This window comes from Mycetohabitans endofungorum, assembly GCF_002927045.1.
Taxonomy (GTDB): domain Bacteria; phylum Pseudomonadota; class Gammaproteobacteria; order Burkholderiales; family Burkholderiaceae; genus Mycetohabitans; species Mycetohabitans endofungorum.
Genome location: NZ_PRDW01000005.1, coordinates 208,215 through 223,337 on the forward strand (window position 1 = coordinate 208,215; position 15,123 = coordinate 223,337).

The window sequence follows — 15,123 nt, forward strand, 5'->3', positions numbered from 1 at the left end:
TGATATCGTCTAGTCACAGCATCACGCGGCGGAAATCCGCGAGGATCTGGACCAGGTATGCGTTGAAGCGCGCAGCCTCCGCGCCATCGATCACACGATGGTCGTACGACAGCGACAGCGGCAGCATCAACCGCGGGACAAACTGCTTGCCGTCCCAGACCGGCTTGTAAGCGCTCTTGGACAGGCCGAGAATCGCCACTTCCGGTGCATTGATGATCGGCGTGAAATGCGTGCCGCCGATGCCGCCAAGCGACGAAATCGAAATCGAGCCGCCCTGCATCTGGTCCGGCTTCAGCTTGCCTTCACGAGCCAGCCTCGCCAGTTCCGCGGTTTCCTTCGCAATGTCGAGCACACCTTTGTGGTCAGCATCCTTGAGCACCGGCACGACGAGCCCGTTCGGCGTATCGGCCGCAAAGCCAATATTGAAATACTGTTTGAACACTAGGTGGTCGCCGTCCAGGCTGGTGTTGAAGATCGGGAATTTCTTCAGCGCGGCGACGACCGCCTTGATCACGAACGCGAGCATTGTCACCTTGATGCCCGCCTTCTCGTTTTCCTTGTTCAGTTGCACGCGCAACATCTCAAGCTCGGTAATATCGGCTTCGTCGTTGTTCGTCACGTGTGGGATCATGACCCAGTTGCGATGCAGGTTCGCCCCAGAAATCTTCTTGATCCTCGACAGGGGCTTGGCCTGCACCGGGCCGAACTTCGCAAAGTCGACCTTCGGCCAGGGCAGCAGGTCCAGTCCCGCGCCGCCCGACGCGGCGGTTGCGCCCGCTGGCACGCCGCGCGGTCCGGTCATCACGCCCTTCACATAGGCGGTCACATCCTCGCGCGTGATCCGGCCCTTCGGGCCCGTGCCCGACACGCGCGCGACCTCGACACCTAACTCGCGCGCGAACTTGCGCACCGACGGGCTCGCGTGACTGGCACGGTGTGCGCCGGCAATCGGGATCACCGGCGCCTGCGCAAGCGCCGACGGCTCGTCAGCGCCGCTCGCCGGCGTTGGCGCAACCGACCAGTCCGAAGGCTGCTGAACCGGTTTGGACGCCGTAGCCGGTAGCGCGGCCGGCACAGGCTGCGCCTGCTCACAGGCCACGTCATCGGCGCTCTCCCTCTCCAGCACGACGATCAGCGTGCCTTCCGACACCATGTCGCCGACGTTGACTTTCAGTGCCTTCACCATGCCAGCGGCCGGGCTCGGCACGTCCATCGTTGCCTTGTCCGACTCGAGCGTGACCAGCGATTGCTCCGGTTCGACGACGTCGCCCACCTTCACGTGCACTTCGATCACCGGCACGTCCTTGTAGTCACCGATATCGGGGACCTTGACCTCGCGGACGCCGCCGCCGGCTCTACCCGACGCGGCAGGCGATGCGGCCCGCTCTGAGGCCGTAGCCGCAGCGGCGGGCGGCGCCGGCGTGGCAGCGGGCGCTGAGCCTGCGGCGGACGCCGAGCCCGCGGCCGGCGCAGCGGCTGCGGCGGATTGCGCCGCACTGTGACCGTTAGGCGCCGACGCACTGCTCGCGCGATCGAGGATCACGATCAGCGACCCTTCGGAGACCGTATCGCCCTGCTTGATTTTTACTTCCTTGACGACACCGGCGCTCGGGCTCGGCACGTCCATCGTCGCCTTGTCCGACTCGAGCGTGACCAGCGACTGCTCCGGCTCGACGACATCGCCCGGCTTGACCAGCACTTCGATCACCGGCACGTCCTTGTAGTCGCCGATGTCCGGCACCTTCACTTCGATCGCTTCACTCATTGATTTTGTCTCCATCAGCCACGCGTGTGCGACGGCCAGCCACGGCTGTCGCACACGGGGCAGCGCATTCGCGCAATGCGGGAAAATGGCGTTAGACAGTCACCGGATTCGGCTTGGCCGGATCGAGCTGGTATTTCTGCAGCGCTTGCGCCACCCGCTTGCGGTCAATCGTGCCTTCGTCGGCCAACGCGTGCAGCGCGGCCACCGTGACCCAATAGCGGTCGACCTCGAAGAAGTGACGCAGCTTCTCGCGCGTATCGGAACGACCAAAGCCATCGGTGCCAAGCACCACATAGCGACGCGGCACGAATGCGCGGATCTGCTCGGCCAGCGAGCGTACATAGTCAGTCGACGCGATCACCGGCCCCTGCGTGTCCTTCAGCAAGGTCTGCACGTGCGACAGCTTGGGCTCGGCGAGCGGGTTGAGCAGATTCTGGCGCTGTACTGCATGTCCTTCGCGGGCCAGTTCGATGAAGCTCGGCACGCTCCAGAGGTCGGCGGCCACGCCCCAATCGTTTTTCAGTAACTCGGCTGCGGCAATCACTTCGTTCAGGATCGTGCCAGCACCGAGCAATTGCACGCGCGGAGCGTCCTTGTCCGCTTCAGCCTTGCGCAATGAATACATGCCCTTGACGATGTGCTGCGCGACATGCTCGCCCTCGGGCATCGCCGGATGCTCGTAGTTTTCGTTCATTACCGTCAGGTAATAGAACACGTCCTGCTGCTCCTGCACCATGCGGCGCAAGCCATCCTGGATGATCACCGCAAGCTCGTAGCCATATGTCGGATCGTAGCTGACGCAATTTGGGATTGACGACGCCCACAACAGCGAATGCCCATCCTCATGCTGTAACCCTTCGCCATTGAGCGTCGTGCGTCCCGCAGTGCCGCCGAGCAGGAAACCGCGCGAGCGCATGTCGCCGGCGGCCCAGGCCAGATCACCGACGCGCTGGAAGCCAAACATCGAGTAGAAGATGTAGAACGGCACCATGATCTCGTTGTGCGTCGAGTACGACGTCGCCGCCGCGATCCAGTCGCAGATGCCGCCCGCCTCGTTGATGCCTTCCTGCAGGATCTGTCCGGTCGTCGATTCCTTGTAGAACATCAGCTGGTCGGAATCTTCCGGCACGTACTTCTGCCCTTCCTGGTTCCAGATGCCGATCTGGCGGAACAGCCCCTCCATGCCGAACGTGCGCGACTCGTCTGGCACGATCGGCACGATCCGCTTGCCGAGCGCCTTGTCCTTGAGCAGGATGTTCAAGATCCGCACGAACGCCATCGTCGTGGAGATCTCGCGTCCCTCGCCGGTGCCCTTGAGCACCGGTTCGAACGCAGACAGCGGCGGCACGTCCAGCGACATATCGGCCTTCATCCGTCGCTGCGGCAGATAGCCACCGAGCGCCAGCCGGTGCTGGCGCATGTACTCAAGCTCCTTTGAACCCTCGTCGAACTTCAGGTAAGGCACATCGGCGATCTCGTCGTCCGAGATCGGCAGCCGGAACTGGTCGCGGAACTTCTTCAGTTGGTCCACCTGCATTTTCTTCTGCTGGTGGGTAATGTTCATTGCCTGCCCGGCCTCGCCCATCCCGTAGCCCTTGATGGTCTTTGCCAGGATCACGGTCGGCTGGCCGACATTATGCTGCGCCGCATGAAATGCCGCGTAGATCTTATGCGGATCGTGGCCGCCTCGGTTCAAATTCCAGATGTCATCGTCGGACCAGTCCGCCACCAGCGCCTTGAGTTCCGGCGTGTTGAAGAAATGCTCGCGCACGTAGGCGCCGGACTCCGACTTGTACGTCTGGTATTCGCCATCGACTACTTCCATCATCCGGCGCATCAACGCGCCCGTCTTGTCACGCGCGAACAGCGAATCCCAACGGCTGCCCCAGATCACCTTGATCACGTTCCAGCCCGCACCGCGGAATTCGGACTCCAACTCCTGGATGATCTTGCCGTTGCCTCGCACCGGCCCGTCCAGCCGCTGCAGGTTGCAGTTGATCACGAACACGAGATTGTCCAGCTTCTCACGTCCGGCCATGCCGATCGCGCCGAGCGATTCCGGCTCGTCGGTTTCGCCGTCACCGAGGAAAGCCCAAACCTTGCGCCCGGCGGTCTTCGCAATGCCGCGCGCCTCCAGGTAGCGCATGAAACGCGCCTGGTAGATCGCCATGATCGGGCCTAGGCCCATCGACACCGTCGGGAACTGCCAGAAATCTGGCATCAGCCACGGGTGCGGATACGATGAGATGCCCTTGCCCCCGACCTCCTGCCGGAAGTTGTCCAGTTGTTCCTCGGTTAGTCGGCCTAACAGGAACGCGCGCGAATAAATGCCGGGCGACGAGTGGCCCTGCACGAACACCAGGTCGCCGCCATGTTCGGCGCTCGGCGCGTGCCAGAAATGGTTGTACCCGACGTCATAGAGCGTGGCGGCCGACGCAAACGATGCAATGTGCCCACCGACGTTCGTGTGCTTGCCGGCGCGCAGCACCATCGCCAGCGCATTCCAGCGCGTGTACGAGCGGATCCGGTGTTCGATGTCCTGATCGCCGGGGTTCTTGGCCTGCGCGGACACGGGGATCGTATTGATGTACGGCGTGTTCGCGGAGAACGGCAGATGCTCGCCATGGACTCGCGCAAATTCGATCTGCTTCTCGATCAGGTAATGTGCGCGCTCAGGGCCCACGGCCGACAGCACGCCATCCAACGCCTCGAGCCATTCGGCGGTTTCTTGCGGGTCGTTGTCTTTTTCGGCGGCGACATACTTCATCACTTCCTCGGGTACGGCGGACATGAGCGTCTCCTGGTCCTGATATGGGGAACGTGCAGCACAAGGTGACCAGCTATCGCGCGCGCGGTTCCGCCTGCGGGAGCGCGCCGCCGGAAGCGGCATCCTGGCCGGGTGGCCACCGAATTGTAAAGACCCGGTCTGAGCCAGCGCAACAAAATTTTCAAATGACGAGATGATTTCTCGCAATATGAAAAATTGTTGCAGCGCAACCCGAAAATCTGGCATCCGTCTGGATTCTATCGCTGCGTTGCCGCGAACTGCTCGCTTTGTGCTTTTAACCCTGCGCTACAATCTTCTCTATGTTGACCGAACGGCTCCTCGCTCGTGCAGCGCGGCCCGGGCCGACGCCGCCGCCCAACCGCTGGCACCACGGCCCGTGGTGGTCCAACTCTTATTTGCTCACGCCGCTCGTGTCGATCGTGGTGTTCCTGATCGTGATGAGCCTGATTCTGTGGAGCCTGAACCGGCGCGAGCAACAGCAGCAGGAAAACACGCTGTATCGCAACGTCGCGTGGGCACAGCAACAGATCCGTCTGTCAATGACGAGCGCGCAGGAACACATTGCCGCCCTCGCGCGCGACATTGCCGCCGGTCATGGTGACGCGCGGACCTTCCAGACGGCCGCCAGCGCCGTGATGCAAAGCCATCCGGAAATCATCTACATGAACTGGCTCGACGGCTCGCAGACGCCGCACTGGTCCAGCACCCCGGAGCCGCACGTCGGCTCGCGGCTGGCCAAGCCAAACAATGCGCAATTGTACGATGCGATCCGCGCTTCGTTCACTGAAGCACGTGCCTCGCGCCGGCAGATCTACTCGGCGCTGCTCTACGACGACTTGCGCAACGGCTACGTGACGCTGCAAACGCCGATCTTCCATGAGCGCGCGTTCCTCGGCACGGTGGCCGCCGTGTTCTCGGTTCAAGGCATGCTCAAGCACGACATTCCGGCCGAGCTGTCCGCGAAGTACAAGATCTCGATCATCGATTCGGACCACCGCGAGTTGTCCACTACGTCCACCCGCCCGCGGCTGCCGCGCGATGCGTATTACGACCTGCCGCTCGATCCGCCGGGCCATAGCCTGGCGGTGCGCGTGTACTCGTATCCGCAACTGACCAATTTCACGAACAACACGCTGGTGTGGCTAGTCGCCGGCCTGTCGTGCTTCGTGTTATGGAGCCTGTGGAGCTTATGGAAGCACACGCGGCAGCGCTTCGAGGCGCAACAGGCGCTGTACGCGGAAGCGTTCTTCCGACGCGCGATGGAAAACTCGGTGCTGATCGGCATGCGCGTGCTCGATATGCAAGGACGCATCACGCACGTGAACCCGGCCTTTTGCCGGATGACCGGCTGGGACGAAAGCGACCTGGTGGGCAAAACCGCTCCATTCCCGTACTGGCCGCGCGAAGCCTACCCGGAGATGCATCGGCAGCTCGACATGACGCTGCGCGGCAAAGCACCCTCGTCGGGGTTCGAGTTACGGGTGCGCCGCAAGGATGGCTCAATCTTTTACGCGCGGCTGTATGTATCGCCGCTGATCGACAGCGCCGGGCGCCAGACCGGCTGGATGTCGTCGATGACCGACATCACCGAGCCCAAGCGTGCGCGCGAGGAGCTGGCCGCCGCCCATGAGCGCTTCACCACCGTACTCGAGTCGCTGGACGCGGCAGTATCGGTGCTGGCGGCAGACCAGGCCGAACTGCTGTTTGCCAACCGCTATTACCGGCATCTATTCGGTATCCGCCCGGACGGACACCTGGAATTGGCAGGTTCCGGCTTTGACACGGCGACCCAGGCGTCGAACGACTCGATCGATCTAGTGGACACCTACGCCGGCCTGCCGGCCGCCGCGCTGACTGAAAGCACGTCGGACGCGTGCGAAATCTACGTGCAAAGCATCCAAAAGTGGTTTGAGGTGCGTCGGCAATACATCCAGTGGGTCGACGGCCATCTTGCGCAGATGCAAATCGCCACGGATATCACGCAGCGCAAGCAAGCCCAGGAACTGGCGCAGCAACAGGACGAAAAGCTGCAGTTCACCAGCCGCTTGATGACGATGGGCGAAATGGCCTCGTCACTAGCGCACGAGTTGAACCAGCCGCTGGCGGCGATCAACAACTACGCATCGGGCACCGTTGCTCTGGTGAAGTCCGGCCGCACGTCGCCAGAAAACCTTTTACCGGTGCTCGAGAAAACGTCGCAGCAAGCGGTGCGCGCCGGCATGATCATCAAGCGCATCCGCGCATTCGTCAAACGCAGCGAGCCGAAGCGTCAACGCACGAAGATCAGCGACATCATCGCGGATGCGGTCGGCCTGGCCGAGATCGAGACGCGCAAGCGGCGCATCCGCATCGTCACCGACATGCGCGCGCGACTACCGGTCATCAACGTCGACCCGGTACTGATCGAGCAGGTACTCGTGAACCTGCTGAAAAACGCCGCCGAGGCGATGGCTGATGCCCGCCCCAACGCGATCGATCCAGTGATCCGCGTCGAGGTGCGCATCGTCGCCGATGATCAGTGCGTGCGCATCAGCGTGGTCGACCAAGGACCGGGCGTGGATGAGGCCACCGCCGAGCGCCTGTTCGAGCCGTTCTACAGCACCAAGTCGGATGGCATGGGCATGGGGCTAAACATCTGCCGCTCGATTATCGAGTCCCACCGGGGACGTCTGTGGGTCGTCAACAATATCGAGCCCGACGGCCTCGTGACCGGCTGTACCTTTCATTTCACGTTGCCATTTGGCGAAACCGAAGAACCCACGCAGCATGGGTCCGCAGCGACCGCGCCGCAAACTGTTACGGGAGAACTATGAACAGCCCAGTCACCACACAACAAGAAACCGTCTTCGTTGTCGACGATGACGAGGCAGTCCGCGACTCGCTGCGCTGGCTGCTCGAGGCCAATGGCTACCGTGTCCAGTGCTTCTCCAGCGCCGAACAGTTTCTCGATGCTTACCAGCCATCGCAGCTCGGCTGCCTGATCCTGGACGTGCGCATGTCCGGCATGAGCGGGCTCGAGTTGCAGGAAAAGTTGGTTGCCGAGAATGCAATGCTGCCGATCATTTTTGTCACTGGCCACGGCGACGTGCCGATGGCCGTGTCGACGATGAAGAAAGGCGCGATGGATTTCATCGAAAAGCCGTTCGACGAAGCCGAGTTGCGCAAACTGGTCGAGCGCATGCTCGAGCGTGCCCGCACCGAAAACTCGACCGCGCAGCAGCAGCGGTCGGCCGCCGAGCGCCTGTCCAAACTGACCGCGCGCGAGCACCAGGTGCTCGAGCGCATCACCGCCGGGCGGCTGAACAAGCAGATTGCCGACGATCTCGGCATCTCGATCAAGACAGTCGAGGCGCACCGCGCGAACATCATGGAAAAACTCAACGTGAACACGGTGGCCGACCTGCTGCGCCTGGCCTTATCAAAAAAGCAGTAGGGGCGCGTCAAGCAACGGACGCGCGAACGAAGCCACTCGCCTGAGGCGGCCAAGCCAGTCGCCCGTGGCAGTATAATCAGCCCTTTCGGGCCGCATGCAGCCGCTTGCCATGCAAGCGCAGTGTAGCATGCGCCGTCCACCGCTTTGCGCTTCGATAAACCGACCCACCACCTGCCATGACAGCCAGAATCATCGACGGCACCCTCCTTTCCAAACAGCTGCGCGCCGAAGTGGCGCAACGTGCCGCCGCGCTTGCCGCACGCGGTCACCGGCCCGGCCTGGCCGTGGTGCTGGTCGGCGACAACGCGGCCAGCCAGGTCTACGTGCGCAACAAGGTCAAGGCGTGCGAGGATAACGGTTTGCATTCGGTCTATGACCGCTACCCAGCTGAACTCAGCGAAGCCGACCTGCTCGCCCGCATCGACGCGCTGAACCGCGATCCACAGATCCATGGGATCCTCGTGCAACTGCCGTTGCCGCCGCATATCGATGCGCACAAGGTCATCGAGGCGATCGCACCGGAAAAGGACGTCGATGGCTTTCATGTCGCCAACGCGGGCGCGTTGATGACTGGCAAGCCGCTGTTTTGCCCTTGCACGCCGTACGGCGTGATGAAAATGTTCGAATCGGAACGCATCCCGCTGGCTGGCGCCAACGCAGTGGTGATTGGCCGCTCGAACATTGTCGGCAAGCCGATGGCGATGCTGCTGGTCGAGGCCGGTGCAACCGTGACGATTTGCAACAGCAAGACGCGGGATCTGGCAGCGCACACGCGCAGCGCGGACATCATCGTCGCGGCGACCGGCAAGCGCAATTTGGTGACGGCCGACATGGTCAAGCCCGGTGCGACCGTCATCGACGTTGGCATGAACCGCGACGACGAGGGCAAGCTGTGCGGCGACGTGGATTTCGCCGGCGTTCGCGAGGTTGCCGGCTACATCACGCCGGTACCCGGCGGTGTCGGTCCGATGACGATCACGATGCTGCTGGTCAACACAATCGAAGCGGCCGAGCGCGCAGCCGGGTGACGGTGCAGTCGTGCCGGATTGGGCATAATTGACTGGAAACTGCCGCACGCGCCCCCAGATCATAGTCACAAGTTGCGCGCGGCGCTGCAGCTCGGTGCATCACGCCGGGCCGCCACTCTTTCAAGATATGACAGGAACATCATGGGTCAAACCGCTACTCCCAATCCATTGCTCGATTTCGCAGACCTGCCCCGCTTTGCATCGATCCGGCCCGAGCATGTGACCCCAGCGCTCGATGTGCTGCTCGAAGCCGCGAACGATGCGGTACGACATGCCAGTGCACCGCAGACGCCGGCCACCTGGGAAGCGGTGGTCGAACCGGTCGAGGCGGCCACCGAGCCGCTGTCGCGCGCGTGGGGCGTGATTGGCCATCTGAATGCCGTTGCCGACACGCCGGCACTGCGTGCGGCACACGCGCAGAACCTGCCGCGCGTGACCGAGTTCTGGTCCAATGTCGGCCAGAACCTTGCGCTGTACGAAAAATACAAGGCTATTGCGGCCAGTAGCGCGTATGCGCAGTTGAGCGACGCGCGCAAGAAGATCCTTGACAACGCGCTGCGCGATTTCCGTCTTTCCGGCGCCGAACTGCCAGAACACAGCAAGCCGCGCTTTGCGCAATTGCAGGAGCAGCAGGCCACGCTGTCCAAGGCGTTCTCCGACCATGTGCTCGACGCGACGAACGCGTACGCGTATTTCGTGACGGACGACGCACAGCTCGCGGGCTTGCCCGCGGACGCGATCGACGCGGCGCGCCACGCAGCCGAAAAGGACGGCAAGCCGGGCTGGAAATTCACGCTGCACTTCCCGTCGTACTTTCCGGTGCTGCAATACGCGGAACACCGCCCGATGCGCGAGGCGATGTACCGCGCATACGCGACCCGCGCATCGGAACTCGGGCCCGACTATGGCAGCAGCAAACCACAGTGGGACAACACCGCAAACATGACCGAGCAGCTGAAGCTACGCGCGGAAGAAGCGTCGATGCTGGGCTACCGGAATTTTGCGCAAGTGTCGCTCGAGCCGAAGATGGCCGACTCCCCGGAGCAGGTCATTGCATTTCTCGATGACCTGGCGCGGCGCGCGCGGCCGTATGCGGAAAAAGACTGGGCACAGCTGCAGACATTCGCGGCCGACGAACTTGGGCTTGCACGCCTCGAACCGTGGGATGTCACGTACGCGTCCGAAAAGCTGCGGCAAAAGCGCTATGCGTTCTCCGAAAACGAAGTCAAGCAATATTTTCCGGAAGGCACAGTGCTGCAGGGCCTGTTTCGCGTCACCGAGGCCTTGTTCGGCGTACTAATTAAGCCGGATGCGGCCGAAACATGGCATCCGGACGTGCGGTTTTTCCGCGTCGAAAACCATGACGGTACGTTGCTCGCCCAATTCTATTTAGATCTGTATGCCCGCGAAGGCAAGCGTGGCGGCGCGTGGATGGACGATGCGCGCTCGCGCCACCGACGCGCCGACGGCACACTGCAAACGCCGGTCACCTATCTGACGTGCAACTTTTCGGCGCCGGTCAGCGGCAAACCAGCCTGCTTCACGCATGATGAAGTCATCACGTTGTTCCACGAGTTCGGCCATGGACTGCACCATATGCTGACGCGAATCGACGAACTGGGCGTGTCCGGCATCAATGGTGTCGAATGGGATGCGGTCGAGTTGCCGTCGCAGTTCATGGAGAACTTCTGCTGGGAGTGGGACGTGCTGACCGGCATGACGTCGCACGTGGACACCGGCGAGCCGCTACCGCGCGAGCTGTTCGACAAGATGCTTGCGGCACGCAACTTCCAAAGCGGGCTCGCGACACTGCGGCAAATCGTCTTCTCGAAGTTCGACATGCTGCTGCACACGACGTACGATCCCGACAGCGAGCTGAGCGTCAACGCACTAGCCCGCCAGGTCAACGATAGCTGCCATGTCGTGCCACAAGCGCCGTTTTCGCGATGGCCAAACACGTTCAGCCACGTATTCGCGGGCGGCTATGCGGCAGGCTACTACAGCTACAAATGGGCCGAGGTCCTATCGGCCGACGCTTATGCCGCGTTCGAGGAGGCAGCCAGCACCGGCGGCAGCGTGCTCGATCGCGAAACCGGAGCACGCTACCGCGCACAGATACTCGAAGTCGGCGGCAGCCGTTCCGCAATGGCGTCGTTCAAGGCTTTCCGCGGCCGCGAACCAAGTATCGATGCACTGCTGCGGCACAATGGCATGACCGCGCAAGCCGATGCGGCATGACGCAGCCGATGTGCGTCACCGACACAGCTTGAAGTTGACCGATGCGGGGCGACCGGGCAACGCCAGCGTCGCCTGCGCTGCGGGTTGCCGGCTGACCACCTGGCCACGCCGGATCACCGCGAGCCGCGCAGCCCTCAGACGGATCGCCTCGACAGGATCGCGTGCGTCGAGCCATACCAGGTCGGCATGGCAGCCGGGCTCAACGCCGTATCCTTCGAGGCCCAGAATCCGTGCTGGTGTCTGCGTAATTGCGGTAAAGCAAGCACGGCTTGCATCAACGCCGGTCATTTGGGCGACGTGCAGCGCCATATGCGCGACTTCCAGCATGTCGCCCGAACCAAACCCATACCACGGATCCATCACGCAATCGTGACCGAACGCGACATCGATGCCGGCAGCCAGCATTTCCGGCACACGCGTCATGCCACGCCGTTTCGGATAAGTGTCCGCACGCCCCTGCAATGTGATGTTGACCAGCGGGTTGGCAATCACGGCCACACCGGCTTCGCGGATCAAGGGCAGCAGTTTGCTCACGTAATCGTTGTTCATCGAGTGCATCGACGTCAGATGTGAGCCGGCAACACGGCCTTGCAACCCAAGCCGGTGCGTTTCGGCAGCCAGCGTCTCGATATGGCGCGACATCGGGTCGTCCGATTCGTCGCAATGCATATCCACTCGCAAACCTTTTTGCGCCGCGAACTCGCACAATAGTCGGATCGACTTGGCACCGTCGGCCATGGTCCGCTCGAAATGCGGGATACCGCCCACGACATCCACGCCCAGCGCGATCGCGCGCTTCAAGTTGTCGAAAGCGCCAGGACTGCGCAACAGACCATCCTGTGGAAACGCGACCAATTGAAGATCGAGGTACGGCGCGACGCGGCGCTTGACCTCGACAAGGGCTTCAACGGCCAGTAGCCTCGGATCGCAAACGTCCACGTGCGAGCGGATCGCCAGCAGTCCCCGCGCGACGGCCCAATCGCAGTATTGCAGCGCGCGCTCGAGCACGGCGTGCTGCGTGAGCGTCGGCTTCAGTTCACCCCATAGCGCGATACCCTCGAGCAGCGTGCCCGACGCGTTGACCCGTGGCAACCCATACGACAGTGCTGCGTCCATATGAAAATGCGCGTCAACAAACGGTGGCGTGACCAGGTTGCACTGCGCGTCGATTTCTTGTGATGCGGTCGCCGCCAGCGCGGGCTCTACCGCGACAATACGCGCACCGTTTATGCCGATGTCGATTTGCGTACGCCCGTCGGGCAACGATGCGTTACGGATAATCAGATCCATCCGAAGCTTCTCTGTGTCAGGGCGTTTTGACGTTGCATGTTGGTCGCACGCTGGGACTAGGAGTGCAAAATTGTCCTATCACTGCATGTCGCGCTGCAAGATAAGCATGGGATTTGACGCGCCACTTCTCAAGCCGACATGGCGCGAATGGCGCATTGCCCTGCTATTGCTTCTTTCCGAGCACAGATAATGCGCGGTAATTATAAAACTTACTGTTATCGTAGGCATGCCCTGCAGAAGGACACCTCGGAAGGGTTGCACGTGGCGACGACCGGGCGTTTGCCGAATCGATCTTCGCCCAGAAACGGACTCCCTGCTTCAGCCTTGCGGCAAGTAAACGGAAAGGTGCGCAGCGGAAAGGTACGCAGCACGTTGGCACCCTAGCGGATTGCGTCAAGCAAGCGGACGGCCGTATCCGATTCCTCCCCAATCAGGAATTGGTATAGTCGCACCAATCCGCCCGCGCGGTTTGCGTATAACGGACGCGATAATCAACCATTATTTTATCGGCGTAACCGCATGTATGGTCAATGCGCGCGGTCGTCGGACGCTGTAACCTTGGCCGCAATGCACGCCCTAACCAGACAGTAAATCCCCGATAACCCCACCAGCAGGTAAATAATACGGGCCACAACCGATCCGACGCCGAGCATCACCGAGACGAGATCAAACTGAAACAGTCCGACCAGTCCCCAGTTAAGAGCACCAATGATGACAAGCGCGCCGGCAATCCAGTCGAGTAGGTTCGAACGTGCGCCACAGGCGATCATGATAGTCATAGCAATCTCCTAAAGAAATACAACGAAACGGGATGAACTAGCTGCCTGCGATTACCGCAAACAGCGTGCCTGCACGGTTCCTATAGTCGTCGAATGGCTATGGCGCAGCATCAAGTATAAGCAAGTTTATCTGAAAGCGTACGAGTCGGTCTCAACCGAGCGCGGCGCGCTTTTGAAGACGCGTTTGGCGGCGGATTTATCACGGCGATTTTGCAGCAGCACATCCAGTTCGGTACCACGCTCATCGGCGGCGCGCCACAGTGCATACAGCCTGTCGCGCAGATTCACGAACATTTCATCAAGATGCCACGGCGAACCAGGCTTACCCCGTACACCTTTCGTTAAAGGAGCAAACTGCCCGCCGGATGGGTCGCAACAGCGGTGCACCCACTCATACGTCACCGTCACATCGCGCTTAAACAGTAGCCTTTTGTAGTATCTCTTTTAAAAGCTTATGCCTACCCCCTGGCATAACGCTTCCTCTACCATTTACGTCCTTGTGAATGGCGTATCCATTCCTAGCACACGCAATCAACTCTTTTGCAAAAACACTGCTTCGATGTTGCCATTTTTCCTTTTCATTGCTCAATATTTCTTTATATTGGTTAATGTTTTCCTCAGTCGGATCTTGAGCGGCATTGTTATGCGCATCGACAAGATAGTCAGGCACCTCCGTTAATAAGCGGAACATATGACCTCTATCAAACGCTCCCTGTATCCAACCTTGATTGATTGAACCAGACCAATCTGAGAATGGGTTGATATTAAGGAATTCCCCTGCCGTTGGTTCTCGACCTGCTAACCTATTCCGATCTAGCCAGTTATTTACACCGCTTTCCACATCGCCCCCCAAGCGCCCCAACACGCGCACCGGCACCTGTTGCCGTCGATCACTCGCTACCCACTTATTGATAGCCGCAGCGCGTTTGGCGATTTCGCGCATCGCTGGGCTTGGACGAGCGGTTGCGTTTAAACGCGAGGCAACGGTGTTGAGTATTTCTTGTAGCTCATCGTAATGCCGCTGCATCTGCGCAAATGAACTAAGCTCTCCCTCATGTTCATGTAAAATTCTTGCAACGCTAGCTCTTTGTCGCGCTTTTGCTTTCTTTGCTCGCTGTCCCATTGCCATCCTTCATTGTTTCCGTAATCAGTGATCACCACGCGCCCATAGCAGGCCCAGCCTCACAGTCTAACGCTTCCATAATTCCCCAGCCTTGTCAATGTTGTAATTCGCGGCTTGCCTTAAGCGCACAAGAAGACTTAGAGTCGCTAACACAAGTCGTCCACGAAGCGCGAACAGATAACGGCCGCGGCCAAGCAGAGCAAGGCGATATGAATGTCCAGGCGACCAGATGCCGTTTGCTCCCGAGTTTGCCCCGGTCCGTCGGGTTGGAGCCGGTTTCCTGTGGCCTCCCCGGGGACTGGCAACGCTGGCCGCATCCAGGCTCGCTCGCTCCCAATCAATCTGGTCATGTTCAGGCAACCGGCAAAGCATCGCCAGATGCAGCCTGCTCCACACGCCTGCGGCCTGCCAGTCGCGCAATCGTCGCCAGCATGTCATGCCGCTGCCCAAGCCGAGCTCCTGCGGCAAGTCTTCCCATGCAATGCCTGTATGCAGGACATACACGATGCCGTTCAATGCTGCCCGGTCGTCAACAGTGCGCCGACGCCCGCCTTTGGGTGAGGGCGTGAACGCTGGAATCAACGGCTCCAGCACCGCCCACCATTCATTGCTGATTTTGCGTCTTGCCATCACACCAGGATACGGCGCTTACGGCCTGACGTCCAGGTTACGTTAGCGA

The 15,123-nt window shown here is 61.0% G+C and carries 9 protein-coding genes and 2 pseudogenes; 4 read left to right on the forward strand and 7 right to left on the reverse strand.

Annotated features, from left to right (window positions below):
• Positions 1–13: 13 nt before the first annotated feature.
• Positions 14–1,765 (reverse strand): dihydrolipoyllysine-residue acetyltransferase, encoded by a 1,752-nt coding sequence (gene aceF, locus B0O95_RS07035; RefSeq protein WP_104077307.1) that lies wholly within the window; start codon positions 1,763–1,765, stop codon positions 14–16.
• A 91-nt stretch (positions 1,766–1,856) separates the two neighbouring features.
• Positions 1,857–4,556, reverse strand: a complete 2,700-nt coding sequence (aceE, locus tag B0O95_RS07040) for a pyruvate dehydrogenase (acetyl-transferring), homodimeric type (protein ID WP_104077256.1) — start codon at positions 4,554–4,556, stop codon at positions 1,857–1,859.
• Positions 4,557–4,852: 296 nt separating this feature from the next.
• On the opposite strand from aceE, the gene fixL reads away from it, so the two are divergent.
• The 4 genes from fixL to B0O95_RS07060 all read left to right on the forward strand — a co-directional run bounded on the left by fixL (position 4,853) and on the right by B0O95_RS07060 (position 11,252).
• Entirely contained in the window at positions 4,853–7,366 is a 2,514-nt protein-coding gene (fixL, locus tag B0O95_RS07045) for an oxygen sensor histidine kinase FixL (RefSeq protein WP_104077257.1), read from the forward strand.
• Positions 7,363–7,986 (forward strand): oxygen response regulator transcription factor FixJ, encoded by a 624-nt coding sequence (gene fixJ / locus B0O95_RS07050; protein WP_104077258.1) that lies wholly within the window; start codon positions 7,363–7,365, stop codon positions 7,984–7,986. Before fixL ends, fixJ begins: the two co-directional genes overlap by 4 nt.
• Positions 7,987–8,162: 176 nt before the next feature.
• Positions 8,163–9,014, forward strand: coding sequence for a bifunctional methylenetetrahydrofolate dehydrogenase/methenyltetrahydrofolate cyclohydrolase FolD (gene folD, locus B0O95_RS07055; protein WP_104077259.1), 852 nt, complete (start codon positions 8,163–8,165; stop codon positions 9,012–9,014).
• Positions 9,015–9,155: 141 nt separating this feature from the next.
• Positions 9,156–11,252 carry a M3 family metallopeptidase gene (locus B0O95_RS07060; protein WP_104077260.1) on the forward strand — a complete coding sequence of 699 codons (2,097 nt, stop codon included), beginning with the start codon at positions 9,156–9,158 and terminating at the stop codon, positions 11,250–11,252.
• A gap of 15 nt (positions 11,253–11,267) precedes the next feature.
• On the opposite strand, the gene B0O95_RS07065 is transcribed toward B0O95_RS07060, so the two are convergent.
• From B0O95_RS07065 to B0O95_RS07080, 5 genes and pseudogenes are all read right to left on the reverse strand, one after another.
• A complete protein-coding gene (locus B0O95_RS07065) occupies positions 11,268–12,542 on the reverse strand; it encodes an amidohydrolase family protein (RefSeq protein ID WP_104077261.1) in 1,275 nt (424 codons plus the stop codon).
• Positions 12,543–13,069: 527 nt separating this feature from the next.
• A complete protein-coding gene (locus B0O95_RS07070; RefSeq protein ID WP_199180449.1) occupies positions 13,070–13,321 on the reverse strand; it encodes a DUF378 domain-containing protein in 252 nt (83 codons plus the stop codon).
• 144 nt (positions 13,322–13,465) lie between these two features.
• A pseudogene (locus B0O95_RS16475) lies at positions 13,466–13,762 on the reverse strand (DDE-type integrase/transposase/recombinase); the annotation flags it as partial.
• A complete protein-coding gene (locus B0O95_RS15440; RefSeq protein ID WP_158249457.1) occupies positions 13,737–14,444 on the reverse strand; it encodes a hypothetical protein in 708 nt (235 codons plus the stop codon). The gene B0O95_RS15440 and the pseudogene B0O95_RS16475, both read right to left, overlap by 26 nt.
• A 223-nt stretch (positions 14,445–14,667) precedes the next feature.
• Positions 14,668–15,074: pseudogene (locus B0O95_RS07080) on the reverse strand (IS5 family transposase); the annotation flags it as partial.
• Between the last annotated feature and the right edge of the window lie 49 nt (positions 15,075–15,123).

Coding starts and splice junctions, on each gene's coding strand:
- B0O95_RS07060 (WP_104077260.1), top strand. CDS start 9,156: ATGGGTCAAACCGCTACTCCCAATCCATTGCTCGATTTCGCAGACCTG.
- fixL (WP_104077257.1), top strand. CDS start 4,853: ATGTTGACCGAACGGCTCCTCGCTCGTGCAGCGCGGCCCGGGCCGACG.
- fixJ (WP_104077258.1), top strand. CDS start 7,363: ATGAACAGCCCAGTCACCACACAACAAGAAACCGTCTTCGTTGTCGAC.
- B0O95_RS15440 (WP_158249457.1), bottom strand. CDS start 14,444: ATGGGACAGCGAGCAAAGAAAGCAAAAGCGCGACAAAGAGCTAGCGTT.
- B0O95_RS07070 (WP_199180449.1), bottom strand. CDS start 13,321: ATGACTATCATGATCGCCTGTGGCGCACGTTCGAACCTACTCGACTGG.
- aceF (WP_104077307.1), bottom strand. CDS start 1,765: ATGAGTGAAGCGATCGAAGTGAAGGTGCCGGACATCGGCGACTACAAG.
- aceE (WP_104077256.1), bottom strand. CDS start 4,556: ATGTCCGCCGTACCCGAGGAAGTGATGAAGTATGTCGCCGCCGAAAAA.
- B0O95_RS07065 (WP_104077261.1), bottom strand. CDS start 12,542: ATGGATCTGATTATCCGTAACGCATCGTTGCCCGACGGGCGTACGCAA.
- folD (WP_104077259.1), top strand. CDS start 8,163: ATGACAGCCAGAATCATCGACGGCACCCTCCTTTCCAAACAGCTGCGC.